Origin of the sequence: Sphingobacterium sp. B29, from assembly GCF_001952815.1 — a bacterium.
In the GTDB taxonomy this organism is placed as follows: domain Bacteria; phylum Bacteroidota; class Bacteroidia; order Sphingobacteriales; family Sphingobacteriaceae; genus Sphingobacterium; species Sphingobacterium siyangense.
In genome coordinates this window covers 4085704-4109871 of sequence record NZ_CP019158.1, presented here as the reverse complement: position 1 = coordinate 4109871, position 24168 = coordinate 4085704, and the positions used below count along the sequence as shown (strand labels likewise).

The window sequence follows — 24168 nt, the reverse complement described above, 5'->3', positions numbered from 1 at the left end:
AAATTAATGTATTATTAATATTAAGTATACGTAAATTTAATAGCCTAAGATTTTATGAAGGTATTTTTTAAGCGTTTTCCATTTGAAATCCAGATGGATAAGATGGATTGTGGACCAACCTGTCTCAGGTTGATCGCAAGGTATTATGGACGGTTTTATCCGATCAATTTTTTAAGAGAACTATGCGGCACAACAAAAGAGGGGATCTCTATTATTAACCTGATCCATGCTGCTGAAAAAATAGGACTAAAGAGCAGGGGCGTTAAGTGTACCCTCGCACAGTTGCAGCACGATGTTCCACTTCCTGTTGTTGTTCACTGGAAAGATTCTCATTTTTTGATCGTATATAAAGTAGATAGAAAGTATTTTTACGTTTCTGACCCCAGTGCCGGACTAGTGAAACACCCCATAAAAACGTTTGTTAAAAGCTGGTATAAATCGACAACAAAGAAAGGGGTGGTGATCGGATTTGAACCTGACGGTAATTTTTTTGATCTTCATCAGGAAGAGAATTTCAGACGGAAGAAGAGCTTTAATACTATATTCCAATATTTTAAGCCATACCGGCTGAGTATTATTAACCTTTTTATTGTGATGCTTTTTGTCACAGGGCTTCAGGCCATCATCCCTTTTATTGCGCGGTCAATAATTGACATAGGTATAAGTACCCAGGATATGAATTTTGTCAATATTATGCTCTTTGCAAATATTGCCATACTTTTAGCCACAACACTTTCCAATGCAGTAAGGGACTGGATTGTTCTCCATCTCACAAGCCGCATCAATATTTCTTTGATTTCTGATTATCTGGTCAAGCTTATGAAACTTCCCATTGGCTTTTTTGAAAACAAAATGATAGGTGATATTCTTCAGCGGGCACAAGATCATCAGCGTATCAAGGACTTCATTATGGGTAATTCACTTAACCTGATCTTCTCAGGCTTAACCTTCATTGTTTTTGCAGTTATACTTGTGACTTTCAATACCTTTATATTCTGGGTGTTTGTGTCGGGGAGTGTGATCTATTTCCTTTGGATATTTGGGTTTCTGGCCATTCGGCGGCGGCTGGATACCAACTATTTTGGTCTTATGGCAAAAGATCAGAGTTACTGGGTAGAGACGATAACGGGAATGCAGGATATTAAGGTAAATAATTATGAAACGCAGAAACGGTGGAAGTGGGAAAACTTACAGGCAAGGCTCTATAAGGTAAATCTAAAACTTCTGTCTATAACCAATTATCAGAACCTTGGTGGACAGTTTATTGAAAATCTTAAGAATGTTGCCATTACAATTGTTTGCGCAAAAGCGGTGATTCAGGGAGAGATGAGTTTTGGAATCATGATGTCCACCCAGATTATAATTGGCATGCTCAATGCTCCCATACAGCAATTTATACAGTTTATCATTTCGGCCCAATTTGCCAAGATTTCATTTGCCCGTATCAACGAAATACATGGTTTGGAAGACGAGGAGCAGGTTGGCTCTTTTAATGAGACGATTTTGCCTCAAGGGAAAGACATTGTTTTAAAAAGTCTTTATTTTCAATACGCACCAAAAAATCCGTATATCGTAAACGGGGTTAACCTTGTCATACCGCACGGGAAAGTAACGGCTATTGTAGGAGATAGTGGAAGTGGTAAAACAACACTGATGAAGCTGATACTAAGACTTTACAGTCAGAATCACGGAGAGATCTATCTGGGAAATTTAAACGTCAATAATATCCCGCTGCATTATTGGCGCTCCAAATGTGGTGTCGTGTTACAGGACGGTAAGATATTCAATGATACGGTTATCAATAATATTGTTCTTGGGGATGATAATATAGATATTGAAAGATTGGAAAAGGCTCTGGAGGCTGCCAATATCAGGGAAGAGATAGAAGATATGCCCAAAGGTTATAAAACAATGATGGGTGAGCAGGGGAGGGGGCTGAGCGGTGGTCAGAAACAGCGGATATTAATCGCGCGCGCCCTTTATAAAAATCCTGACTACCTGTTTTTGGATGAAGCCACCAATTCACTTGATTCACGTAACGAGAAAAGAATTGTGGAAGCTTTGGACAAGATCTTTAGGGAGAAAACGGTGGTCGTCATCGCACATCGGCTAAGCACCATTCAGAAAGCCCATCAGATCGTCGTCATGAGGGATGGAAAAGTCGCCGAAATTGGCAGTCACGATCTGCTCATGGAAAGAAAAGGGCATTATTATCAACTCATCAATTCACAGATAAGCTTAAATTAATGGAAGATTTACATAAAGTCAAAAAAATAGAGGAACTCGACCATATTGTGAACAGGATGCCAAAGAAGTTCGGTGTACAGATAACAATCATCGTAATGGTAAGTATATTTTTACTGCTTATTTTCGGTTATCTAATTACTTATCCTGATGTGCAGTCGGGGACTGTGTCAATCAACACCGAAAATCCTGCTGTAAAAGTTGTGAGTCCGGCATCGGGTAAACTAATTTTACAGAAAAAAAATCAGCAGGAGGTATTAAAGGGGGATATCATCGGCTACCTAGAAAATCCTGCGAATATGGGTGATATCCTGCTCGTAAATAAACTTGTTGAAGGCATTGATATCAACGATAGATTTTCGCTGATTAATCTATCGCTTCCCGGCAAAGTTTACTTGGGGGCAATAAATAATAAATACTATGCTTTACTCGATGCACTTCAACAATATAAAAATTATTATAATAATAAGACACTGGACCACCAGTTGCGGACGTATAATGAACTGCTCAATGAGCAAAAAAATATTTTGAGCACATCAAGAAAAAAGGCGGAGCTTTCGCACAACAGTACTTCATACATTGAGAATTTTGCCAAAAGAGATTCTATACTCCTGGAAAAGAAAGTTATCAGTGTTGCAGAATTTGAACGAAACAAAATAAACCATATTAATGCGGCCTACACAGAAGTCAATACCAAGGCAGAGGCGTCTCAGGTTATGCTTGAACTTTTCAGGACGCAAAATGCAATTACGGAGACGCAGATTAAAAAAGATGAAGTTGAAAAGTCTCTGACGTTACAGCTGACATCTTCCTATCATGAGCTATCGATGGCCCTGAAATCCTTTGATGAGAATTACATATTTAGGTCTCCCCGAGACGGGATTCTGCAATATTTAAATTTCTGGAACGATGATTATTTTATTAGGTCTGGAGAGGCCGTATTTTCTATCGTTCCGGCTGACAGTAAAATTGTTGCCCATGTGCGTCTTCCCAATTCAGGTGCTGGCAAGGTCTTAAAAGGACAAGAAGTTATTATTAAGCTCGATAATTTCCCCTATAATGAATATGGCTCTTTAAGGGGCGTTGTTCGGGAGATATCATTAATGACCAATATCCAGCAGACTAGTCAGGGAGATCTGGAACAGTATCTTATATATGTAGAGTTGCCCGATGGACTAAAAACAAATTACGCTCAGCGATTACAATTTAAATATGAGCTGAAAGGGGTTGCAGAGATTATTACCAGGGATAGACGGCTGATAGAGCGCATATTTGATAACCTGAAGTATATGCTCTCGAAAAAAAATAATGGATATTCAACCTGAATAAAGATCATTATTTCAATAGTTATTTATGACGGATTTTCTTAAAATAGTTGCTACAGTTACCTGTATATTGACAAGTAGCATATGTTTCGAGATAAAGACATTTTACCATAGTGAAAAAAGACCATATGCATCGAATGCTGACATGAGCTATACGCTTGTTGGCGATAAAAACAACAAATATTATGGAATCAAACATACGGCTTCTTTTAATGGTAATATATTAAAGGTAAATTATATTGATACAATTCGAGATATTTTAATAAGGTATATGGATGAGTCAAAACTGAGTGATTTTGACAAAGAGGCAGAAATTTTTGTCTCGATATATTTTGATCCACATACCTTAAGGGTTAACGAGGTATACTTTGGATTTACCGGCATTTCTCCTTTTAAAGTTATGACATTAAAACAGTTTCAAAAAATAGATGAACAAATTAAAGACAGTATCATAGGAGAGAAAAATGTAAAATGGTTTAGTGAGCAGGAAATAGATGAAACACTTTCTAAACTTGATTATCTTGATGGTCATGGCGTCGGATTCTATTTAAAGCAACTAATGTTGTATAAAAACGGTAAGATTCCGAAGGAAAAATTGACACTTCTTTAACGAATATAATATATACTTAATATGGGGACTCATAAAGTCCTATATTAAGTGTTTTTTTAACTCGCCGATCTTCTTTATTAAGACGGTAGGTGGAAAGGGTGAGCTAATTGGCGAACATTAAGTATCGAACTGAGACTGTAACATGAACCTTTCGACAAACATCTTAGTTTTTTTCAAGAAGCTGTAGAATGGCATTTCCATATCACCCAAGTATTTAGGACAAAATGCTGCGGCACATAGCGTTTCGAAGGTAGAATTGAAAGAAACATATATCTTTGATAATTATTCTCAGAAGATGATAGGCCACAATCATGGCAGCCAGCGAAGAGTTTGTTTCCGTAGTACAACTTTATGATATAATAACCGTTGCCTTACAATGAAAGTTAAAAAATTAGAAATTGATAAACTCATAACTGAAAGATTATACTAATTCCATATAAAATAGACCTATGTAGAAATATTTTGAACGGTGATTATAAGGACTTAGAAGTTTTAAATTTAAAAAGAGGTAAAAGTTGGCCCGACGCAGATGTTTTGGACACATTCCCAAAAATAATCAATAACTTAAACAAATTGGAACATCCGACAGGCTATGAATCTTGGATGATTATTAAAAAAGAAACTTCGGAAAGAATCGGAGATTTGGGCTATGTTCGTTGGAAAATTTAATGACAAATTCTATTGGAAACCAGTTGTTTTCGGATTTTGGTGGTCATGAGGGAGATTTTTTTTTCCTAGGGTCATCCATCCGATTACATATAAAAAATGAGAAACCCTATAAATCTATACCGTATACAATATTACTAATATTATTAGTAATATTGTAAAATGAAACCGCTAGAAATCTTTTGCCGAAATCGGGTAATGTACGCTCAAATTAGCGTGCATGATAAAAGCATGGGCATGAAAGATTATCATCTTTACAACAAAAATGGTCTTGCTTTTTATGTTTTCAGGAAATCTCAGGGACTGTGGGAATTGGCATTCGGTGTACTCGCCGATGACATCAAGGAAGCGTGCATTGATGCTCTTATACTTCGCTTTGATACGGATGTGCCTGAGTTGTTTTATCATCATGGAAAACGCCAGGTAGTGGAAGTTCGGGCCAAGAAATACAGCCTTTGGCATATTTATCTCAATAATGCTTATGTAGGAAGTATTCAATATTACACCTTCACTAAGCAGTTCAATTACCACCTTGAAGATAATGGCTTATTGACTTATGATCACGTGCAAAAGTATATAGCCCTGATACAACGTGGGGAATTAAAGTGGATAAAGGACGATATTCGATGAAAAAGGATAGAAAGTTCCAATGTGACGTGTGTGGTCAAAAGTTACCCCAAATTACGAAGCATGGTGGTGCATTGAAAACTTTATCGATTTACCACAGGGACGGAATAGCGCTTTAGATTTCGGGGTACATGCAGGCGAAGTCAAAGTCCGACTGAAATTTTTGCCAAGGAATAGATGGTCTATCTAAAAGCAGTGAAGCATGAAGCCACTCGGTATGATATATCAGAGATTTATATGCAGTGGTAAGGCTATTTTAATCAAGAGACAGAAGAGAAACTCCAGATAATAAATATACGCGTTAAGGAATTAAAGATTTTTTGGCGTATAGCCGGGGGCCTAGTTAAATAGTTTACAGAAGAAACTATTTTGGTAAATTCATAAGTAGTTCCTTTGCAGGTACTTCTTGTATTTTTCCGTCAACTTTTACTACCAAACTCTCACCCTTTGCAGCACTTTCTTCGGCTAGTTTTCGTAAAGCCTTTTGCACTCCTAAACGAATTCGTTCAGCAAGATTAATATTTTCAATATTTACCTTATCGTTCATTATAGTATTTCGATTTTAGTGTTGACCAAATTTCGCTATTTGAAACGAATTCTCCAAATTTATCACCCTGAGCAATAATTTCGGGGATTAAATCCATGTTATCAAAAACCAACCAGCGATCACATATTGGAATATAAATGTTAAACAAATTTTCTAAACCACGATGATAACGTCTTTCTATCACATCAGATGGAATATTGTGTCCTCCGTTTTCTACTCTTTTCTTTACACGTTGTATGGCTAGTGCAGGGGAGTCGAGCCAAAAATAGAGTACAGTTACTGAATAGCCTATTTTTTGAGCTTCGATTACTAAATTTTTATAGCTTCGAGTCGAAAGCGTTGTTTCAAATGCAAAATCAGCTCTAGTCTTCATTAACTCCGTGATACGCTCCAACATAATTCGACCAGCTGATACAGCTACGCTCTGTGGATTGAAAGGAGAAATACCTGCTGCTATATTGTCGGCATTTACAAACTCTCTGCAATCTAATATCTCAGGTAACACAGTGTAACTAGCGGTTGTTTTTCCGGCTCCATTGCACCCAGAGATAATGTAGATATTTGGCATATGCGTTTTTTTTGTCAAATTAGGGAAAATTGACCGAATTTTAATTTCTTATTTTAAATTGGTTATTTCGGTGTGGTTCTTCTGTATTTATTGTTTTCCAAATCTTTTTAAGAAAGATTTTGTAGACGGAAATTACCTTTTAAGATTATTTTGCGCTTATTTGCTCTTTTCTAAAGGGAAAGTGGCACAAAGCGGAAGTAGTCACACTTTCTATTTCCTGTTCCAAAGAATTCGATATCTTGAAGGTCAATGCTGCGAAAATAAAATATTGCGGGCTTTTATAAAGTTACTAGATTTTGCCAAATGGATGTTATCTGCTGTTTTTTTAATAAAAGTCACAGTAGAAATTCCATTCTTCTGTTTTCGCATTTTTAGCAAAATACATCGTTCCGCTATCAACTATATTCAAATTTGCTTTGTCGTCGGATGCAATTTGAAATACAAATTCAAAGTCGTTACCAAAATAAACACCCGGTTGACAAAAGCTTGGGTAACCTCCAAGTTTGTGTCCATATTGATTGTCAGCTATATCATAATAACCTTCAATTACTCCCGAATTTTCAAGTTTTAATATTTCATCTTCCATTTCACTTGTTAAACCACCTCCATCCCACACAGGATAATCTTCTTCTATTTTTGAAGGTTTTAGGGGAAATGGTTTTAGTCCTGAATCAGGATTGTTTAATTCTTTAATTATTAATTTGTCTGATTTTTTATATTCTCGCAAAAGCCATTCATTTCCGTTGGCAGTTATATCCATTGGAAGTTCTTCTGCTATAAAAACAGTAATCACCATTGTATCAGCTAAAATATCAGGTCTAATTTCAATATCTTCTAAGCAAAGTTGGAACAGAGGAAACGTCCAAAACGATGAGATAATTCGTATAAAAAAGTGGCGGATAGTGTTTTCAGTCAGTTTCTATCCTTGATAGACCGGGATAGGAATCTGTCCAATCTTGTGAGCTTTATACGTATGAACATATTTCGCTAAGATTGCCTCCTTTGGTGGTTAACGAGAGGAGCTTTTATTGCTTAATTTGTTTGTCTCATTAAAGTTACTGAATAAATAGATTGGCTACGGATTCCCGCAATCGGGTAATGTACGCTCAAATTACCGTGCATGATAAAAGCATGGGCATGAAAGATTATCATCTTTACAACAAAAATGGTCTTGCTTTTTATGTTTTCAGGAAATCTCAGGGAGAGTGGGAATTGGCATTCGGTCTACTCGCCGATGACATCAAGGAAGCGTGCATTGACGCTCTTATACTTCGCTTTGATACGGATGTTCCTGAGTTGTTTTATCATCATGGAAAACGCCAGGTAGTGGAAGTTCGGGCCAAGAAGTACAGCCTTTGGCATATTTATCTCAATAATGCTTATGTAGGAAGTATTCAGTATGACACCTTCACTAAGCAGTTCAATTACCACCTTGATGATAATTGCTTATTGACCGATGATCACGTGGGACTCAAATATAGGCGTTGCTGTGGGCAGGATCTGTTTTTGGGGTACCATAGCAATGGGTGTGACTGCATTAATAGGTCATCTTTTTGGAGTAAATATCGCTTAGTTCATTAGCTATAAATTCTTTCAGTACTTGTTGCAGTTTCGATTACAGCATTTTTTGTGTTCAGTCTTTCATATGCCGGTATAAAGTACCGAGACTTTATAGTGTGTTTTTACACAAAAAAAGCTTTACTTGCTTTTTCGGATTTTTATAGAACCCGTGTGAAAAATTTGCGTGTATTTTTGAACTACTTTGATCTTTAGATTGTTTGTCTAATCAAAAAATTGAAAATTATAATTATGAAAGACAAAAAAATATTAGTTTCGGGTGCTAGCATCGCCGGTCCTACATTGGCTTACTGGCTGGATAGGTACGGCTTCGAGGTTACCGTGATAGAGCGTGCAGCAGCCTTGAGACTGGGTGGACAGAATATAGACGTGAAAGGACCAGCAAAAGAAATTGCGCTTAAGATGGGTATTTTAGAAGAGATCCGCGCACATAATACCACCGAGATTGGGCTACGTTTCGTTAATTCCGACAATCATACAATAGCAGAATTTCCATCTGATAGTTCAATGAGCATGACTCAGGAACTTGAGATCCTACGTGGCGATCTGGTTAAGATACTGTACGATCTCACCGCGAAGCGTGTAGAATATATTTTTGGTGATCACATCATTGATTTGATAGAAAGTGAAAATGAGGTAAAGGTGGATTTTGCAAGTGGAAAGAAGGGTGTCTTTGATATTGTGGTTATAGCTGAAGGTATCGGTTCTGCAACGCGTGATCTTGCCTTTGGCGGTCGTCCTCGTTTTAACTATTTAGGTTTATATACCGCTTATCTTACTATCCTTCGAAATAATACCGACAGTCGGTGGGCACGTTGGTATAATGCGCCAAAGGGCATTGTATTTATGTTGAGGCCTGATAATTATGGAAAGACAAGGGCTTCGGTAACTTTTCTGGCAAAAGAGAACGCGTATAAATACCTAAGTGAAGCAGATCAGAAAAGAGCGCTTATTGATCGTATACAAGGTGCAGGCTGGGAATCTGAACGATTAGTTAATGAGATAAAAGAGAGTGAAGATCTTTATTTTGAGAGGGTCAGCCAAGTCAAGACTGATAAATGGACTAGGGGAAGGGTTGTCATTACAGGTGATGCCGCTTGGTGTGCTACACCAATAGCAGGAAAAGGTACAGACCTTGCCGTGGCAGGAGCCTATATCCTTGCTGGAGAGCTTTATAGAGCAGGTAATTATGAAGAGGCTTTCCGTAACTACGAAAAAATAATGAAACCCTACGTTCAAGAGTGTCAAAAGCTGCCTCCGGGTATTCCTCGTGTAGTATATCCGGAGTCGAGAGTCGGAGTTGCACTCCTAAATCAATTGATAGCCATTGTTGGAAGCAAACCTGTAAAATGGTTGATGCGCGTTTTTTCAGGAGATAAAAAAGACAATAAGAAGAATAGAGAGAAAGAAATTATACTACCAGATTACGAATAGGTAACACTTAGCCGCGAAACAAAAAAAGAGTTTTTGTTAGTTTCTATTGTCACTAAAATATATGATCGGAATAAAAATATGATTCAAGAAAAAACTGACAATTTTGATGGCAATATATCAGGGGTTGTTGATATCAGATATGACAATTCAAATAAACCAATCGAGCTAAATTCTTCTTATTTTAAAGAAACAAAAAATTATAAATACAATTCACATGGCGAAATAGAAGAAGAAAAAAGCAGATCTGAAGAAAGCCCTACCATACAATCATCAACCTATTCATATATTTATGATCATTATGAAAATTGGGTTGAACAAAAGCAGATTATTAAAAGAAATCCTAAAGACGAATTTGAAGGTGGAATTTTAATAAAAAGAAAGATCGAATATTATGAATAAAACGACCACTAAAAAGTGGTATTTGGTTGTTTTTAATGGTTTGATGATTACTTTGTTTTTACAATAATTGATCAACATTGGGGTGGAAGGATACGAATATCGAACATTTGGGACAGGTTAAGGAAGGGATTCTAGAAGTTGATGGAACGCTAAGCGTTTTATTTTATGCTGATAGTGATGTGAGGTATGGGCTGCCATTATTCCCGTCATCTTTCAAAAAGGTTGATGTATTCAGTGCTGAAGGGCTATTCGCATGCATGTATTGCGGCCATGTCGTATTTAGTTTTGAGAATGATTCCAAGGCATGTCCAAGATGCAATAAAACACAATGGAGCAAAGCCTTGAATTCAAAAAGAGTTTAAAAGAAATAATACCATGTATTAATTAAACAAATCATAGGGTGATACAGCTCGTGGCCGTTTTTATTCGAAGCCATTCTTTGAATAGAAAAACTTAAGATTGGGCAGCAGCATAATGAATTCAACGTCCCATCGAGGAAGGGAAAAAAGCAAATGGCCACGAATCGTTATTTATACCCAGCGAATCGTAATCCGTTCATTTAGCTCTAAAATTTACAGCTAAATTTGTTTGGTAAATGAAGCTGAAATCTTAAACAATAATATCAACATTTTAGCATCCTGACAAATGAATAAAGTAATATTAATTCCATCGATTTTAATTTTAAAGCTATCTGCTTTAAGGAAGATGCTTGCCGGCATCTTTTTTTTATTTTTCTTTTTAATTCCAATCAGTAATGGTTTTGCACAGACATGGATCAATATTGAACTTGAGCAAACCGAATACGATGATGCTACTGATAAAACCTGTTTAAAGGAAACGGGAGAGCCTTTAAACGGGAATTATGCGATAAAATTTAATGGTTTCCAAACCAATTTCGAGCCATTTATAGATGGTTTTAAAAATGGGGAGGCCAAAGTTTATAGACATAAGAAGCTGGCAGAGAGGGGCACATATCTAAACAACCTTAAGGAAGGTGTATGGTTTTACTATAAAGAAGATGGAACAATTCGTAAACGGGTTATTTATAAAAAAGGGAAAACAGAACCTTTTGGTGATCGGAGATTAAGGTGGGAAAGATCCAGTAAAAAGTAGTGTTTTGCCTGTTATTAAAAAAGAATAAGAATCATGAAGATATTATTATTACTAGCTATTTTACCCTTTGTTATCTCTTGTAGGGGTCAAGAAAAAATAGATTTAGCAAACTTGAACTTAAATGAGCCGATTGACCAAATCAGTAAATATGATGATCGATTATTAATTGGTGTGGAGACAGTAGAGTATCCCTTCAGTCTGTTGCTGGAGGTTGAAAAATCACAAAGGTATAGTTTCGATGGAATTGATTTAGCAGGGCAGCGGATTATTTTTCAAATCAATTCGGAAACATTAAAAACAGATAGTATTACACGTCTTGGCGGTGGACATATTGATCTCAAACAAGCCAAAACCGCAAGTGAATTAGAAGAATCTTTAAAACGATACGCTGCTGATGATAAAATATATGGCGTAAGAATTGAGCTCAAGACGCAACAGCTAAAGGCGAGTATTTTAAAGAAACTAGAGGTAAAATATGGCAAAGGGACAAAAAATCCAAATACCGACAATGGTTTATACTGGAATTTAAAGCCCAAAAATAAATTTATTTTATACGCGCCAGACTACGATAGGTTAATCATTTTGAACAACACAAACTTGTCTAAAACGTGTTACTGGGATATCATGAATGGTTTAATTGATTTTGGCGGATGCAACAATGAAAAATATATGGCGGACTTGCTAAAAAATGCGACCAAACCGGAAGATGTTAGAGACAAACCCACGCTGAAAATTGATAAGAACTGGAATATAAACAATTTGATTGTTGGCAAAACAACGGAAGAAGAATTTACGAAATCTCCTATAAATAAGCGTTTTGAACGAGTGACAGAAATTGATGGCACTACCGGAAAAACCAACGAGATCTATTATCAGAATACTTATCATGATTTCAATCTTTTTTTTGCTGTCAGTAAAAGTGATCCGGAGAACCAAAAGGAAAACACTATCAATGGTTACGCCATCAACGACTTTAGAAAGGTCAACATCTCATTTGAAAATAACTTAAAACCAGGCTTACAATTTGAAGAAGTGCTTAAGTTGTTAGATAAGCTTAAAATAATTTATCATCCGGTGGATTTTGCCAATTATATTGAAATCAAAACGCCCCCTTATACAGTAACCCTGAATTTTAACGAAAGTATGTTGCTTTCCGGAATGTTTGTTAAATAGCTTTCTGATATAACATTTGGCCGATTGCTTGGGTATTGACTTTGCCCGATTGAACGATAGAACGCTATGATAGCAACCCCAACCAATTCCAACATTCCAATAGCTACCTATGTTGTCATCCGCACCACTGTCTTTAGTTATAAGGAGCGAGCCATGTAGATTTCTTTGGTGGTCGTTCTACCAGCTATGAGAAGAAGATGCAGGAAATGTATAATCGTCTCATAGAGACGCTCAAGCAACATGTCCAGACAATTTTTGCGATGCTATTATAGGGCTATGATAGGCTTAATACATCCGATTACATATAAAAAATGGGAAACCCTAAATATCTTTACCGTATACAATATTACTAATATTATTAGTAGTATTGTAAAATGAAACCGCTAGAAATCTTTTGCCGAAATCGGGTAATGTACGGTCAAATTACTGTGCATGATAAAAGCATGGGCATGAAAGATTATCATCTTTACAGCAAAAATGGTCTTGCTTTTTATGTTTTCAGGAAATCTCAGGAAGTGTGGCAATTGTCATTCGGTGTACTTGCCGATGACATCAAGGAAGCGTGCATTGACGCTCTTATACTTCGCTTTGATAAGGATGTGCCTGAGTTGTTTTATCATCATGTAAAACGCCAGGTAGTGGAAGTTTGTGCCAAGAAAAATACAGCCTTTGGCATATTTATTAATGTTGGTTTTGTCTGTTTGGAAAGATTTTGTCTGCAGCTTCTAAACTTCTTTTTTATGTCCTGTGGGAAAGTGAGCGATTCGAATTGAATTTCATTTTTCATTTGAAAAATTTGAGCTGTGCAATAATTAAATTAATGAAATAAATTTTGTGTTAATAGAAAATTCATCGTTTTGATGAACTTTCTATTACTAATTGCTATTTTGATTCGACAATATCCTGCAATGCTCTGAACAAATTTAATGGATATTCAGCTAATCGGTTGCAGAGATAAAGGTACCATTCCTGACCGTAAACGAAATAGAGTTTTGTTGGATAGCCTTCATCTTTCAATTGGGCCAACTGATCGGTTTGGATTCCGAAAAGACTTTCAAACTCGTAGAGTTCTTTATTTGGTTTTAGCGTATCTATAAGTTTTTTTACTTCCTGTTGTATTTCATGATGATGGGTTGCGATGGAACAGGGGTGGCCTTTTGAAAGTAGCTGTTCGACAAAATAAATATAGCGGTCATTGAGTTCCTGTCCACGTGGTAGGGACAGTCCTTTAGCAGTTTCAAATGCTCCTTTTACGATACGGATACGTCCCCTTTCATTACACATTGCTTCAAAATCATCAGTTGCCCGATGGAGGTAGGCTTGTAAGGTAATGGACAGGTTGGCATACTTCTTTGAACCATTTTGATAGAGTTTCAAAATGCGGTCAGTTCTGTCTGTTCCTTCAGCACTAATAATAACTTCCCTGTCCTTTGCTGTTTCACATATTTTAGATAAGTGCTCATAACAAAGACTTTCAGAGACTTCTAGTCCAATGTGCGAAAGGTCCAGTGAAATCGTGGAATTGAGATTTTTTTGCTCGATTGCTTTGCAGATATCCAAAAATTCATCCGTCGCTTTTGCCGCTTCCTTAATAGATCGAGTGCTTTCACCCATATACTCGATCGAACACTTAAAACCGGTATCATTTGAATCTTGTACTTTTATTAAAGTTTCCGAAAGATTTTCACCGCCAATGTATCGGTCAGCGGCTTTCTTCATTAGCTTGTAGAGTGCTTCGTTATTTAAAACATAAGCTTTTGCATCTTCATTTAATGCAGCTTTCCTTAATGCTTCAGCACCGATTGATAGTATTTGTTCCATCTAATAATATTAAAATTAATGTATAAGCTTCAAAGCATTTAACTTATCCAATATGATCTTTACAACCGCTGATGTTCGATCCCTATCCTGATAGGTTATCCATTCCAATGATGCTATTTCATTTGTCGGTTCAGGATTTCCGGAATAATCAGCAAAATAACATGTCATCCTTACTGATATACCATCAGTTTTACCATCGGCAAGAGCCTCGAAAGTTTCAAAATATTGCACTGAATCTTCTTTGATTTGGACATTAAGTTCCTCATGAATTTCTCTTTTTAAGCATTCTAAATCTGTTTCACCAATTTCTCTCTTGCCACCAGGCAGATATAGCTTTGATTTTGAATGGGAAAGAGCTGTTAATACTTTCTTTTCAACTATACAGATTAAAGCAACTTTGTCAATAATGTTATCTTTCATCTTATAAAATTAATAAATTTAAAATGCGCTGTCCGCCAGCCTTTGTGTATGTGCCTTCAGATTGATTTTAAACTGTTTTTATTGACAATGAAATTAAATCCAAAAGCGTCCAACAGAATATGTTCTTGCCTTACCAGCAATAATTACGCGATCAGGCTTGTTTTCACAATACAACTTTCCACCTCTTTCTGATAATTGCAGGGCTAAAAGCTTATCCTTTGTTAATCTTTTTGCCCAGAATGGTATAAGCGAACAATGCGCTGAGCCAGTAACTGGATCTTCAAGAATGGAAGACTGTGGGGTGAAAAATCTTGAAACAAAATCGCTGTCTGTCCCTGCTGCTGTTACTACTACGCCTCCCGGATCAAGATTGATAAGGTCAAAAATGGATCTGTCAATTCTGATATTTGTTATATCCTGCTCAGATTCATACAGTAGTACATAGTCTCTAGATTTGAATACCTCTTTTGGCTTGATATTTAATGATCTCTCAATGATATCGGGCAGGGCAGTAGGTTCTGGCATTCTGGAAGGAAAATCCATATAATAAACACCATCTTCTACATTTACTTTTAACGGTCCCACCTGCGTATCAAAAATAATTCTATTTTTTTGATAATTCAGGTGTGCAACTAGACAGTGCGCTGTTGCAAGGGTTGCGTGCCCGCATAGATCCATTTCAATCTCGGGCGTAAACCATCTCAGGTGTATAAAATCACCTTTATCGATAAAAAAAGCAGTTTCGGCAACCGCATTTTCACGAGCTATTTTTAAAAGTGTTTCGTCGGGTAACCAGTTTTTTAATGGAACAACGCATGCGGGATTACCATGAAAAACCTGTTCTGTAAAAGAATCGACTTGATATATTTCTAACTCCATAAAGTATATTTTTTGTTAGTAAAACATTTTGTTAAAGAAGCTCCGATGCTGGAATTTCTTCTACGGAATGATAAATTTTCAATCCTCTTTCCTGGGCTAACCGTACATCTTGATCAGCTCCTTTTGATTCTCCTTTGATTCGCAATACGGCATCGCATTTTTCGAGCATCCGATGTGCTATGGGATATTGGATTTCATTCCAGTGCTGATCTCCAACATGTTTTGATCCTGCTAATTTTATCAATGGAAGTGCCATCCATTCACCAATGAACGGTATATGCCCTTTTCTAAAGATTTCTAAAGCAAATGATTCAAGGTTGTCCAGGTTCTTTTTCATTAAAACCGGATCGTCGTTAGTGCCACCTCGATAAGGGCCCGCAATTAATATTAGCATCATATTTACATTCTTTAATTACTGCAAATTAAAGGTGTCCAAACTTGAAAAAAAATAAACTACTTTAAGACTTCCGCTTTTTTCGCTTGATCATACTTAAAAACTCAGGTGTGATTCCTAAATAGGAAGCAATTTGTTTTTGCTTCACTTTATTGGCAACATCAGGATATTTGTTCAGGAATATGTCAAAGCGTTCTTCGGCGGTTAGCGAGAGATTTTGAATCACACGCAATTGTTCCCTTATATAGGCATTTTGCATCAAGATCCTAAAAAAACGTTCAAATTTTGGTACTGTTAAATAGAGTTTTTCCAGATCATTTTTTTGCAGCTGATAGATGACGCTTTCTTCAATAGTGTCAATGGTAAGCATGGCGGGAAGTGCATTTATAAAGCAGTACATATCTGTTATCCACCAGTCTTTTATGGCAAACATAATAGTCGATTCTCTGCCGGACACATCAAGGTAGAATGCCCGTAATGCTCCAGTATCAACAAAATAAATGGAATTACATAATTGTCCCTGAGTTAATATCATACTTCTACGCGGTATTTTTGCTTTTTTTAATAACTTAAGAAATTGTGCAACTTCATTATCGTCTAATGTTATGTGCTTAGCAATATTCTCCAAAATTAACCCATGTTCCATTCTTATTCTATCTTAATCAAATGTAGTGATTTTTGTTTTTTTGTTCAGCTTATTATATTGGAGATTTCGATACCATTGACCATCCAGATTCGACATCCGGTTACCATTCAATACGGATAATTTTGACCATTTGAATATTACGCTGATAGGTCACAAATCCATTTTTATTTAACTTTGGACCAGCTATTACGATATACTGTTGCTAATTGTGGTCAAGCTGTTGATAGAACTGTAAACAGCTTTGGAATTGAGCCCTTTGATCGAGACATTTATAAATATGGAGGAAGTTTTGGAACACCAATATTTTATAATATTATACCTAATTTAATGTATGAAACAATCAAAAAAGTGAATAAGAATTTACCGCGATCTTTAATATTCAGGAAAAATGATAAATAGATATTTTTTGTTAATATTTATTATACTATTGCATAATAAATGCGATGTTGAAACTAATACAGTTGATTCAATTAATCTTACCGCACTTAATAATCAAGATTCTACGAAAATAGAATTAGGTACGTTTGTTTTTGAGAAAGGAAAATAACAGGTGTCAATAAAGCGTTCTGAAAACTTTATGCGCTATGTGTTTAGATTTGACCTTTATGAATCGACGATTTCCCGAATTAGTAGTTCGCTGAATTCCAAATTAGTTGCCGATCGAGCAAGCAGTCAACAAGCATATGTTACTTGTCTACTTATGTTTTTTACTAATTATTTTAGTAGTATTCAGTTTATTGTTGTATATTTGGCTGATAACCAATTAATAAATATTATGGCTAGATCAAAAAAACATTTGGGTAGGTATGTAGATCCACGTACCGATTTCGGTTGGAAATTTTACTTTGGTAGGGAGGACAACAAAATCTTACTGATTGAGTTTCTCAATAGTCTATTTCATGGAGAGAAGATAATTTCCGATCTAAGATATAAGCCTGTAGAACATGATGGTGATTATGAGGAAATGCGTCGTGTTGTATTTGATTTACATTGTATCGGCAGCGATGGTGAGGTTTTCATCATTGAGATGCAGCAGCTCTTTCAAGAATTTTTTAAGGACCGTGCAGTGTACTATACCTCACGTCTCATCAATAAACAATTAGCGCGAGGTAAGAAGGGTAGTGATTATTACCTACCGGAGGTTTACTTTATTGGTATTTTGGAGTTTGACATGGATAGAAATGGAAGTTCTGGTATATCCCGTGTCACAGAGCGGCCTTATTTCTATGATGTTGCGCTGTGTGACAAATTGACCAAAGAAATATTCTATGATAAATTGGGATATAAAATGATTTCGCTTCCATTATTTAATAAACAGCCAGAAGAACTAAAGACAGTTATGGATCAGTGGTTGTACTTACTTAAACATTTGAGTACCATGGATAGATTGCCATCATTTTTGGATAAAAGAATATTTGGTCTTATCTTTGAGATAGGAGAGATAGGTAAATTAACGGAGGAGGAGCTAATGTCATACGAAGCAAGTTTAAAACATAAGCGTGATGCTGAGAGCGTATTTAATTCGGCCAAGAAATCCGGAGAAGCTTTAGGTCACGCTAAAGGCCTAGCAGAAGGTCTAGCAGAAGGTAAAGCCAAAGGACTAGCAGAAGGAGAGCGCAAAAAAGCTCTTGAGACTGCTAAAGCATTTAAGGAAATGGGGCTACCTATAGCTGATATTGCTAAGGGCACTGGACTTTCTGTCGAAGAGGTCGAAAAACTCTAAGTTTCTTTATTTTGGATGACTGCTCCACCAATAGATGAATGCCAACCACCATATCCAGTTGGGGTTTCATAAAGGGTTGCTATACTGTTATAAGGTCTTTTTATTGTTAATTTGTATTAATCGTTATCTTAAATCTTTAATAACATTTTTCAATTTTTCAGGATTATTCTCGAAAGCTTTTATTTGACCTATGTTGTCAGCCGTAAATGAAAGGAGCGGACCGTTTGGATCGCTGATCCTGTTTTCTCCCTTTACCTTTAAATTTCTATAGATGTACACGGGGGTTTTCAGTATCCCCCAGGGAATTCCCCACCAACCAAGAAGTGAGCAAGACACAATGGCTTTTCGATTTTGCTTGTCCAAACAATCCGGGCAGGCAATGACCCATCTAGTTTCGGTGATACTCATAACTATGATACTTTTGATACTGTGGTAGATTGTCCCATTTAACTTGTCCCGAGTATTGTTGCAGATAGGGCAGGGACAATTCCGCAGCAGTTCCGCATAATGATAAATATCTTCAATAGAATGCTGTTCATTTTGGGCTATTAAGCTATTTAAAAGATCAGGGTCGAGGTTGCGCTTCTTAATTTCATTTTCTATGATACTAACTACTTCCGGCTGAATTCCCTGCGCATTTGTGGTAATAACCTCAATGAGCCTGTTATCCGACATTCTTTCATAGTTTTTTTCTATCTCCCTTAGTTCCATGATAATGTGATGAATGCTCTAAAATTAATTGCTATGATATTTAGGTATTAAATTGGCTTCCTAATAATTGAATTTACAAAACAGTATTTGTATTGGCAAAATATAAAATCAGTCTTCACAAATTCCTTAATTGGGATTAATGATTAATCAGCTACAATTTACCGTAACCAATCCTCCATTCAACCGATATCTTGGCCTTAAATTGTATGTAAGGCTATTTTAAACGTTACTTTTGGATGATCAGAAGTCATGTTCGACGGTAAAATTAACTTTTTAATTTGGCAAATTGCGTATATTTAAGAGTTATGTGACATAGTTGTAAATCAAGTACTAAATGGAACAAAGAGAATTTTCGAAATTAATACTTAAATTCCTGGAAGGAAATTATCCACAGTTTGCTCAGACAATAAAGTTTCAAGATGACGGATCTTTTGATTGTGATTTGAAAAGTGAATCCGGAATATTTTCAATTTGGATTGCAACATATAATACCGAAATAACTATTGGAATCGAAGATCCAAATGGAAAAACAGATATTCATAGTCATATTCCATGTTATGTGTTAGATGATTTAGAAGCTTGTGTTGCAGAATTATCATCATTTATTGAAAATATTAAAGCTGACAATTTAGTTTTATATCAAGATGAGGATGGAAAATATGATTGGATAGAATCATTTGAATTTGAAAACCTTGATAACTGTAAAAAGTTTTCCTGGAAGATTAATCACGACGTCACATCATAGTTTTTTTTCCCCTTCCACCCGAATATACACATATGAAAAAGTATTAACCTTCTCTCAGTGATCATTACCTTTATAGATCCACATAGGCTCTGTTTGACCTGCTCGTTCAAAGCCGTTCTTTTTATAAAAGTCGATAGCATTTCCATCAGCAGTAAGCATCTGCATGTGAAAACCCTTATACATCTCTTGCATTTTATCCATAATCAAACGCCCAACACCTTTGCCTTGATAAGAGGGTAGCACCAGTAGATGTGGATAATAAACCACGAGGTATCCATCGGAAATAGCATTTCCTAGACCTACCAATGTCGTACCATCCCATGCCGTAACTAAGGAATGCGAATTTAAGAGTGCTTTGATCAGTAGTTCTGGTTTATTGGCTGCACTCCATTTGTTAGCTTGATAAAGTTGTAGTATGTCGTTTGCGTTTAAATCTCTATTGACACTTAGCTGTATGTTCATATATTATTCTGTAGTTTTCGTTGGTATTTTAAGCAAATATTCTTCGCTGGTAAATATGCGAATATGTGAAAGAAATGCTTACTATTACTCGTAAACTTTAGCTCCCTTGAAAATATCAGCAAATGTTGACCACGCAGCTTTCTCAGCATCTACATTTGCGTCTGTATTATCATAATACCCTTGAATATCTTCTGCGTATGAGGCCAAAGCCTCCAGAAAGTCGGGTAATGGCGCGGAGGCTTAAGGCAAGCGAATTAAGTCGCCACCGTTATATGCTGTGCTTCCTGTCATTCTGTTGTCGGTAATAGTTTGTCAGCTAAATATTGTTTCCATTTTGCCCCGTTAAACTCGCAATTTCCGCTTTTGATTTGAGCATTAGGAAAGTCTGCAAGAATTGCTGTTAAGTCGTTCCAAACATCTTTCAATTCATCGTCCTAGTTTTCAGAATTCAAACTAAATTTTCCGTTTTCTACTTTTATATGCTTGAGAAAAATACCTTCTTGTGTCGAGCTAATTCTCTCCGCAAGTTGTATATAGTAACCTTGATAGTCTGGGTAAGGAACTTGCTCTGGTTGTCTTTCTTCACCTGAATAATAACGAAACAGAATGTCGTGTCCGTATTTGTTTAATTTTTCTTTCCAAAATAAAGGTCTCGGAATTTCAGAAAGGTCAGCGGTCAAATACATTTCTTTTTCGCTTGTCCAAGGCTTAAATGTTGTTTTTATTAGCTCTTGTTCTTCAATTTCAAGGCTGTTTGTAACAAGTCGAAAAGTCGCAAGTGTAGAGAACTCTAAGCAAATTCCATTTTCAACTTCTTGTGCTTCAATATATTCAATATAGTTGTCGTCACCAACATTTGCTAGATCTTTGTCAAAAGTCCATTCGTAAATTTTTGATGGAATGATTTTGAAAGGCAAAATGTGTCTTTCTGAATTTGCCTTGTAATTTGCTTTCACATTATAACCAACAATAATTTCAAGCGGATTTTCTTTTATTGCCAAAACGTGTCCGTCTTCAAAATAAAAGTTGTCGGACAACCATTTATCAAGGTCGTTGAATGTATGTATCGTAGTTTTCAGCATAGTATATAATGGTGCGGCGACTTCGCGAAGTAACATAGCCATATCGAATATACGAAAGTGGAGCTGTTTTGCCAAGTTGCTTCTTGTAAGTTGTCCGTGTAATGACGGCTTATGTCAATTCTAATCTTAATGTACTATGGTTTCCCATATCCAATTCTACTTCCAAACCAATACCTTACTGAAGTACAAGGGATCTTGAGCGAATTGCGGGACTTAAAAGCGAAGCTAAGGGCTGCAGGCATATTGGCAAAATAATTAAATAACATATAACAAAAACCTAAAGTGCGGTATTCCAAAAAATATCGCATTTTTCTTTTAAAATAACGGATAGGAACCGTAATCATTTCAACTTTTCGGTATCGTCCAACTACCGCTTACAAAGCCCTATTTTCTCTCAGATCGACCTGGCAGCAAACATACTTTTGCCTATATCATTTAAATCAAAGAAATATGGCAAATCAATTTTTAGTTAAGGAAACTTTGGCAGCTATGCAAGGCATATCAGCCATTGAAATCACAGCATTGCAAAACGGTACCTACGAAGGAGTGGAGCTATTAGGCTATTACGAAAAAGGGGATACCCCAGCACCGATCAAGTACTATCTGGCTGCGGCTACTCCGGGGCCTGGGGCAGACGATGGTGGCAGTCTAATTGTAGTTAGTGGAATCGGGCTTATCCATGAATTTTGTGATCGGGTTGATGTGAGTTATTTTGGTGCCATAGGTGGCGTTGTCGATTGTCTTGAAAGAATCAACCGTGCCATTGTGTATGCGCAAAACAATAACGTAAAAATAGTTGAAGTCAGCCAAGATGTGCTTTTAAGTTTGCCAGCGAGCTATTATGGACCAGGTATATTGATGAAGTCACATGTTTATTTGGAGCTCAATGCGACGATCGCTATTCGAACCAATAACAATGACCGGTATGCAATTATATTATTTTCGGAGGTCGTCGATAGCGGTGTGTTTGGTAGGGGGCGTATAACCGGCGATAATGCAACACATATTGAAACTTCGAGTGAGTGGGGGCACGGTATAAATATTGTCGATGGCTGTAGCGATATCAGCATTCAGGATATCACGATTGAGAATTGTTGTGGCGATGGCATATGTATAGGCGGTGCAGAAACTGCCGACGGGGGGAGCATTAATATTTCTGTAGAACATGTAATCGTGGACAATAATGGACGTCAGGGTATTACGGTAACGAAAGGAAGCAACATCAGTATTTCAAAGTCGAGGATCAGCAATACAGGAGTGATTAAGGGCAAATTCCCCATGGATGGAATAGACATTGAGCCGAATAAAAATAATAGCGTTTTGAACGTCAATATTTATGATAATACTTTCCTGAATAATGTCGGGCATGATTTCGAAAGCAATTGCATGCGGACAAATACGATGATCGAGAACGTTAATTTTTACAATAATACCATTCAGGTAACTAAACAAAAATCTGCGACGGTAAGCGCACTGATCAAGGTGAATGCCGAAAGGCTTAAGGATGATATGATTACCAAGAATATCTCCATTAAAAATAATCAGTTAGTTTATGAATTTGATGGAGTACCTCAGATTACAGCATTTATCTATTGTTACGGTTCTGCAAAGGTGATTGATATAAGCAGCAATACATTTAAAACCAATCTTGACATCACTTCGATCAAACTCGATACCGTCTTTGATGTTGTGGTTGGCTCTAACTTCTCCTGGCGATCGTTCCACTTTGTGCTATGCCAAACAGAAGTACAGGGGCTAACCGTGCATGCCAATACTGTTGATACCTTAATGCATGCCATGGTATCCGCTGGCAATAGCTCCAAGATTAAAGTTTATTCCAACACGATCAATAAGCAAATAGGAACTTCGGTGATGGCGTACAATTATAGTAATTGTAGCGATCTGTTTATTTACAATAATAATAGTACCAACTTGAGCATGGGCTTCTTTTCCAATAGCGGGATGTTGTCCAATTGTATTATTAAGGGGAATGTCATTAACAATTTCAACACTTCGGGTAAGACGAATGGTCCTTGTATTTATGTCACGGGCGTTTCCGCCAGTGCCAATATCGTCGTTGAGGATAATACCATATTACAAACAGCGAATGCTTTGTCGATCGGTATTCGTGCATCCTTGTCGCTGTCTGAAACCTATATTAAAAATAACATGCTGATCGGACAGTTTGCGCAGCGCGTTTCCAATGAGGTTGGGGCAGCAGTAAAGGTGCTGGATCAGAATATTATATTAGAGGCCAATAATACGGTTCCAGGCTTAGTGAAAAAGTCGGCAGCAGTAGGAGGTTCAGCAAGCCCATTGCCAAATGCAGTTACAGATTCGGTAGCGGATACACTACCAAAAATTGTCACTGACCTAAATACATTGATCGGAAAATACAATGAGCTTCGCAGTCTGACTAGTGAGGTACGCGGTTCGCTGAATGCCAAATTGGTTGCTGATAGAGCGAGTGGCCAACAGGCATAATTTTTTTGAAAGGCTTATTGCTTCGGTCTCCCTTAACGACCGTTAAGGGAGACTTTTCGATCTATTTTATACCTTTATAGCAGCTTACGTTTTGCATCCTCAAATTCTGCTTTTGTAATCATTCCTTTTTCCATCAATCCATGTAATCGCTCTATTTCAGTCGCAGCATCCTTTTGGGGAATGGGTGAAGTGGGTATATAATTATGAATAATGGGCTGTGAAAAATATACACGGTTATATTTCATATCAAAACTCTCTTTATTCATGGAGAGAAAAACGATAAAATCAATCAAAGCGATAAATGCGGGTATAAGCGTCCAGCAAAAAAGGAGGTAAAGGACACCTAATCCGGTTTGCCCGAGGTAAAATCTATGTGCACCAAATCCTCCAAGGAAAAATGCCATTAAAGCTGCGGTTGTTTTATCTTTCATATGTTATTGATTAATGCGGTTTGTATTGTCTTTTCAAACCTACGGATTGCCTGTTAGGCATTCTTACGGTTTCCCGTAACCAATCC

27 protein-coding genes are annotated in these 24168 nt (G+C 36.8%); 14 read left to right on the top strand and 13 right to left on the bottom strand.

Features of this window, described 5'->3' with window-relative positions; genetic code table 11:
• The first annotated feature begins 54 nt into the window (after positions 1-54).
• The 4 genes from BV902_RS17625 to BV902_RS17605 all read left to right on the top strand — a co-directional run bounded on the left by BV902_RS17625 (position 55) and on the right by BV902_RS17605 (position 5475).
• Positions 55-2247, top strand: a complete 2193-nt coding sequence (locus tag BV902_RS17625; protein WP_075993062.1) for a peptidase domain-containing ABC transporter — start codon at positions 55-57, stop codon at positions 2245-2247.
• On the top strand, positions 2247-3569 hold the full coding sequence (locus BV902_RS17620) for an HlyD family secretion protein (protein ID WP_075993061.1): 1323 nt from the start codon (positions 2247-2249) through the stop codon (positions 3567-3569). The genes BV902_RS17625 and BV902_RS17620 overlap by 1 nt, the downstream gene beginning before the upstream one ends.
• Positions 3570-3597: 28 nt before the next feature.
• Positions 3598-4179, top strand: coding sequence for a hypothetical protein (locus BV902_RS17615; RefSeq protein WP_075993060.1), 582 nt, complete (start codon positions 3598-3600; stop codon positions 4177-4179).
• A gap of 903 nt (positions 4180-5082) precedes the next feature.
• Positions 5083-5475, top strand: coding sequence for a hypothetical protein (locus BV902_RS17605; protein ID WP_157626129.1), 393 nt, complete (start codon positions 5083-5085; stop codon positions 5473-5475).
• 361 nt (positions 5476-5836) lie between these two features.
• Here the strand turns inward: BV902_RS17605 and BV902_RS17600 are convergent, their stop codons facing one another.
• From BV902_RS17600 to BV902_RS17590, 3 genes are all read right to left on the bottom strand, one after another.
• The gene (locus BV902_RS17600) at positions 5837-6019 is read right to left on the bottom strand and encodes a hypothetical protein (RefSeq protein WP_028069684.1); all 183 of its coding nucleotides are present in this window, start codon (positions 6017-6019) and stop codon (positions 5837-5839) included.
• Positions 6009-6587, bottom strand: a complete 579-nt coding sequence (locus BV902_RS17595; protein WP_075993057.1) for a zeta toxin family protein — start codon at positions 6585-6587, stop codon at positions 6009-6011. The genes BV902_RS17600 and BV902_RS17595 overlap by 11 nt, the downstream gene beginning before the upstream one ends.
• A gap of 325 nt (positions 6588-6912) precedes the next feature.
• Entirely contained in the window at positions 6913-7383 is a 471-nt protein-coding gene (locus tag BV902_RS17590) for a DUF1963 domain-containing protein (RefSeq protein ID WP_075993056.1), read from the bottom strand.
• A 341-nt stretch (positions 7384-7724) separates the two neighbouring features.
• On the opposite strand from BV902_RS17590, the gene BV902_RS27585 reads away from it, so the two are divergent.
• The 6 genes from BV902_RS27585 (at position 7725) to BV902_RS17555 (ending at position 13057) form a co-directional block, all read left to right on the top strand.
• Positions 7725-8168, top strand: coding sequence for a hypothetical protein (locus BV902_RS27585; protein ID WP_172840705.1), 444 nt, complete (start codon positions 7725-7727; stop codon positions 8166-8168).
• Positions 8169-8396: 228 nt separating this feature from the next.
• On the top strand, positions 8397-9599 hold the full coding sequence (locus tag BV902_RS17580) for an FAD-dependent monooxygenase (RefSeq protein ID WP_075993054.1): 1203 nt from the start codon (positions 8397-8399) through the stop codon (positions 9597-9599).
• Positions 9600-9677: 78 nt separating this feature from the next.
• Positions 9678-9998 (top strand): hypothetical protein, encoded by a 321-nt coding sequence (locus BV902_RS17575; protein WP_075993053.1) that lies wholly within the window; start codon positions 9678-9680, stop codon positions 9996-9998.
• 645 nt (positions 9999-10643) lie between these two features.
• Positions 10644-11111: a hypothetical protein gene (locus tag BV902_RS17565; RefSeq protein ID WP_088161886.1), complete on the top strand. Its 468-nt coding sequence runs from the start codon at positions 10644-10646 to the stop codon at positions 11109-11111.
• 33 nt (positions 11112-11144) lie between these two features.
• Positions 11145-12284, top strand: coding sequence for a hypothetical protein (locus BV902_RS17560; protein ID WP_075993050.1), 1140 nt, complete (start codon positions 11145-11147; stop codon positions 12282-12284).
• Between the two features lie 449 nt (positions 12285-12733).
• A complete protein-coding gene (locus BV902_RS17555; protein ID WP_157626128.1) occupies positions 12734-13057 on the top strand; it encodes a hypothetical protein in 324 nt (107 codons plus the stop codon).
• 109 nt (positions 13058-13166) lie between these two features.
• Here BV902_RS17555 and BV902_RS17550 read toward each other — a convergent pair whose 3' ends face one another.
• From BV902_RS17550 to BV902_RS17530, 5 genes are all read right to left on the bottom strand, one after another.
• A complete protein-coding gene (locus tag BV902_RS17550) occupies positions 13167-14105 on the bottom strand; it encodes a proline dehydrogenase family protein (protein WP_075993048.1) in 939 nt (312 codons plus the stop codon).
• Positions 14106-14120: 15 nt separating this feature from the next.
• Entirely contained in the window at positions 14121-14525 is a 405-nt protein-coding gene (locus BV902_RS17545; RefSeq protein ID WP_075993047.1) for an NUDIX hydrolase, read from the bottom strand.
• A gap of 93 nt (positions 14526-14618) precedes the next feature.
• On the bottom strand, positions 14619-15404 hold the full coding sequence (locus BV902_RS17540; RefSeq protein ID WP_075993046.1) for a PhzF family phenazine biosynthesis protein: 786 nt from the start codon (positions 15402-15404) through the stop codon (positions 14619-14621).
• 31 nt (positions 15405-15435) lie between these two features.
• The gene (locus BV902_RS17535) at positions 15436-15801 is read right to left on the bottom strand and encodes a DUF4406 domain-containing protein (RefSeq protein WP_232475547.1); all 366 of its coding nucleotides are present in this window, start codon (positions 15799-15801) and stop codon (positions 15436-15438) included.
• A gap of 61 nt (positions 15802-15862) precedes the next feature.
• The gene (locus tag BV902_RS17530; RefSeq protein ID WP_075993045.1) at positions 15863-16444 is read right to left on the bottom strand and encodes a Crp/Fnr family transcriptional regulator; all 582 of its coding nucleotides are present in this window, start codon (positions 16442-16444) and stop codon (positions 15863-15865) included.
• Positions 16445-17219: 775 nt separating this feature from the next.
• Between BV902_RS17530 and BV902_RS17520 the strand changes: the two genes are divergently transcribed.
• Positions 17220-18167 carry an Rpn family recombination-promoting nuclease/putative transposase gene (locus tag BV902_RS17520; RefSeq protein ID WP_075993043.1) on the top strand — a complete coding sequence of 316 codons (948 nt, stop codon included), beginning with the start codon at positions 17220-17222 and terminating at the stop codon, positions 18165-18167.
• A 123-nt stretch (positions 18168-18290) separates the two neighbouring features.
• Here the strand turns inward: BV902_RS17520 and BV902_RS17515 are convergent, their stop codons facing one another.
• Positions 18291-18842 carry a hypothetical protein gene (locus BV902_RS17515; protein ID WP_157626127.1) on the bottom strand — a complete coding sequence of 184 codons (552 nt, stop codon included), beginning with the start codon at positions 18840-18842 and terminating at the stop codon, positions 18291-18293.
• Positions 18843-19212: 370 nt separating this feature from the next.
• Between BV902_RS17515 and BV902_RS17510 the strand changes: the two genes are divergently transcribed.
• Positions 19213-19623, top strand: coding sequence for a hypothetical protein (locus BV902_RS17510; protein ID WP_075993041.1), 411 nt, complete (start codon positions 19213-19215; stop codon positions 19621-19623).
• 54 nt (positions 19624-19677) lie between these two features.
• Here BV902_RS17510 and BV902_RS17505 read toward each other — a convergent pair whose 3' ends face one another.
• From BV902_RS17505 to BV902_RS17500, 3 genes are all read right to left on the bottom strand, one after another.
• On the bottom strand, positions 19678-20085 hold the full coding sequence (locus BV902_RS17505; RefSeq protein ID WP_075993040.1) for a GNAT family N-acetyltransferase: 408 nt from the start codon (positions 20083-20085) through the stop codon (positions 19678-19680).
• Positions 20086-20169: 84 nt separating this feature from the next.
• On the bottom strand, positions 20170-20301 hold the full coding sequence (locus tag BV902_RS28735) for a DUF7660 family protein (protein ID WP_420833025.1): 132 nt from the start codon (positions 20299-20301) through the stop codon (positions 20170-20172).
• A 218-nt stretch (positions 20302-20519) separates the two neighbouring features.
• Entirely contained in the window at positions 20520-21242 is a 723-nt protein-coding gene (locus BV902_RS17500) for a metallophosphoesterase (RefSeq protein ID WP_147420879.1), read from the bottom strand.
• A gap of 36 nt (positions 21243-21278) precedes the next feature.
• On the opposite strand from BV902_RS17500, the gene BV902_RS27400 reads away from it, so the two are divergent.
• The gene (locus tag BV902_RS27400) at positions 21279-21422 is read left to right on the top strand and encodes a hypothetical protein (RefSeq protein ID WP_157626126.1); all 144 of its coding nucleotides are present in this window, start codon (positions 21279-21281) and stop codon (positions 21420-21422) included.
• A 195-nt stretch (positions 21423-21617) separates the two neighbouring features.
• Entirely contained in the window at positions 21618-23651 is a 2034-nt protein-coding gene (locus tag BV902_RS17490; protein WP_075993038.1) for a right-handed parallel beta-helix repeat-containing protein, read from the top strand.
• A 74-nt stretch (positions 23652-23725) separates the two neighbouring features.
• Here BV902_RS17490 and BV902_RS17485 read toward each other — a convergent pair whose 3' ends face one another.
• Positions 23726-24082: an NINE protein gene (locus BV902_RS17485; RefSeq protein WP_075993037.1), complete on the bottom strand. Its 357-nt coding sequence runs from the start codon at positions 24080-24082 to the stop codon at positions 23726-23728.
• Between the last annotated feature and the right edge of the window lie 86 nt (positions 24083-24168).

What these genes read in the sequence shown, in the direction of transcription:
- BV902_RS17575 (WP_075993053.1), top strand. Translation starts at nt 9,678, where the DNA reads ATGATTCAAGAAAAAACTGACAATTTTGATGGCAATATATCAGGGGTT.
- BV902_RS17520 (WP_075993043.1), top strand. Translation starts at nt 17,220, where the DNA reads ATGGCTAGATCAAAAAAACATTTGGGTAGGTATGTAGATCCACGTACC.
- BV902_RS17530 (WP_075993045.1), bottom strand. Translation starts at nt 16,444, where the DNA reads ATGGAACATGGGTTAATTTTGGAGAATATTGCTAAGCACATAACATTA.
- BV902_RS17515 (WP_157626127.1), bottom strand. Translation starts at nt 18,842, where the DNA reads ATGTCGGATAACAGGCTCATTGAGGTTATTACCACAAATGCGCAGGGA.
- BV902_RS17485 (WP_075993037.1), bottom strand. Translation starts at nt 24,082, where the DNA reads ATGAAAGATAAAACAACCGCAGCTTTAATGGCATTTTTCCTTGGAGGA.
- BV902_RS17620 (WP_075993061.1), top strand. Translation starts at nt 2,247, where the DNA reads ATGGAAGATTTACATAAAGTCAAAAAAATAGAGGAACTCGACCATATT.
- BV902_RS17580 (WP_075993054.1), top strand. Translation starts at nt 8,397, where the DNA reads ATGAAAGACAAAAAAATATTAGTTTCGGGTGCTAGCATCGCCGGTCCT.
- BV902_RS17625 (WP_075993062.1), top strand. Translation starts at nt 55, where the DNA reads ATGAAGGTATTTTTTAAGCGTTTTCCATTTGAAATCCAGATGGATAAG.
- BV902_RS17605 (WP_157626129.1), top strand. Translation starts at nt 5,083, where the DNA reads ATGAAAGATTATCATCTTTACAACAAAAATGGTCTTGCTTTTTATGTT.
- BV902_RS17550 (WP_075993048.1), bottom strand. Translation starts at nt 14,105, where the DNA reads ATGGAACAAATACTATCAATCGGTGCTGAAGCATTAAGGAAAGCTGCA.
- BV902_RS27400 (WP_157626126.1), top strand. Translation starts at nt 21,279, where the DNA reads ATGTCAATTCTAATCTTAATGTACTATGGTTTCCCATATCCAATTCTA.
- BV902_RS17595 (WP_075993057.1), bottom strand. Translation starts at nt 6,587, where the DNA reads ATGCCAAATATCTACATTATCTCTGGGTGCAATGGAGCCGGAAAAACA.
- BV902_RS17555 (WP_157626128.1), top strand. Translation starts at nt 12,734, where the DNA reads ATGAAAGATTATCATCTTTACAGCAAAAATGGTCTTGCTTTTTATGTT.
- BV902_RS17560 (WP_075993050.1), top strand. Translation starts at nt 11,145, where the DNA reads ATGAAGATATTATTATTACTAGCTATTTTACCCTTTGTTATCTCTTGT.
- BV902_RS17600 (WP_028069684.1), bottom strand. Translation starts at nt 6,019, where the DNA reads ATGAACGATAAGGTAAATATTGAAAATATTAATCTTGCTGAACGAATT.
- BV902_RS17505 (WP_075993040.1), bottom strand. Translation starts at nt 20,085, where the DNA reads ATGAACATACAGCTAAGTGTCAATAGAGATTTAAACGCAAACGACATA.
- BV902_RS17540 (WP_075993046.1), bottom strand. Translation starts at nt 15,404, where the DNA reads ATGGAGTTAGAAATATATCAAGTCGATTCTTTTACAGAACAGGTTTTT.
- BV902_RS17490 (WP_075993038.1), top strand. Translation starts at nt 21,618, where the DNA reads ATGGCAAATCAATTTTTAGTTAAGGAAACTTTGGCAGCTATGCAAGGC.
- BV902_RS17590 (WP_075993056.1), bottom strand. Translation starts at nt 7,383, where the DNA reads ATGGTGATTACTGTTTTTATAGCAGAAGAACTTCCAATGGATATAACT.
- BV902_RS17565 (WP_088161886.1), top strand. Translation starts at nt 10,644, where the DNA reads ATGAATAAAGTAATATTAATTCCATCGATTTTAATTTTAAAGCTATCT.
- BV902_RS17545 (WP_075993047.1), bottom strand. Translation starts at nt 14,525, where the DNA reads ATGAAAGATAACATTATTGACAAAGTTGCTTTAATCTGTATAGTTGAA.
- BV902_RS17510 (WP_075993041.1), top strand. Translation starts at nt 19,213, where the DNA reads ATGGAACAAAGAGAATTTTCGAAATTAATACTTAAATTCCTGGAAGGA.
- BV902_RS17615 (WP_075993060.1), top strand. Translation starts at nt 3,598, where the DNA reads ATGACGGATTTTCTTAAAATAGTTGCTACAGTTACCTGTATATTGACA.
- BV902_RS17535 (WP_232475547.1), bottom strand. Translation starts at nt 15,801, where the DNA reads ATGATGCTAATATTAATTGCGGGCCCTTATCGAGGTGGCACTAACGAC.
- BV902_RS27585 (WP_172840705.1), top strand. Translation starts at nt 7,725, where the DNA reads ATGAAAGATTATCATCTTTACAACAAAAATGGTCTTGCTTTTTATGTT.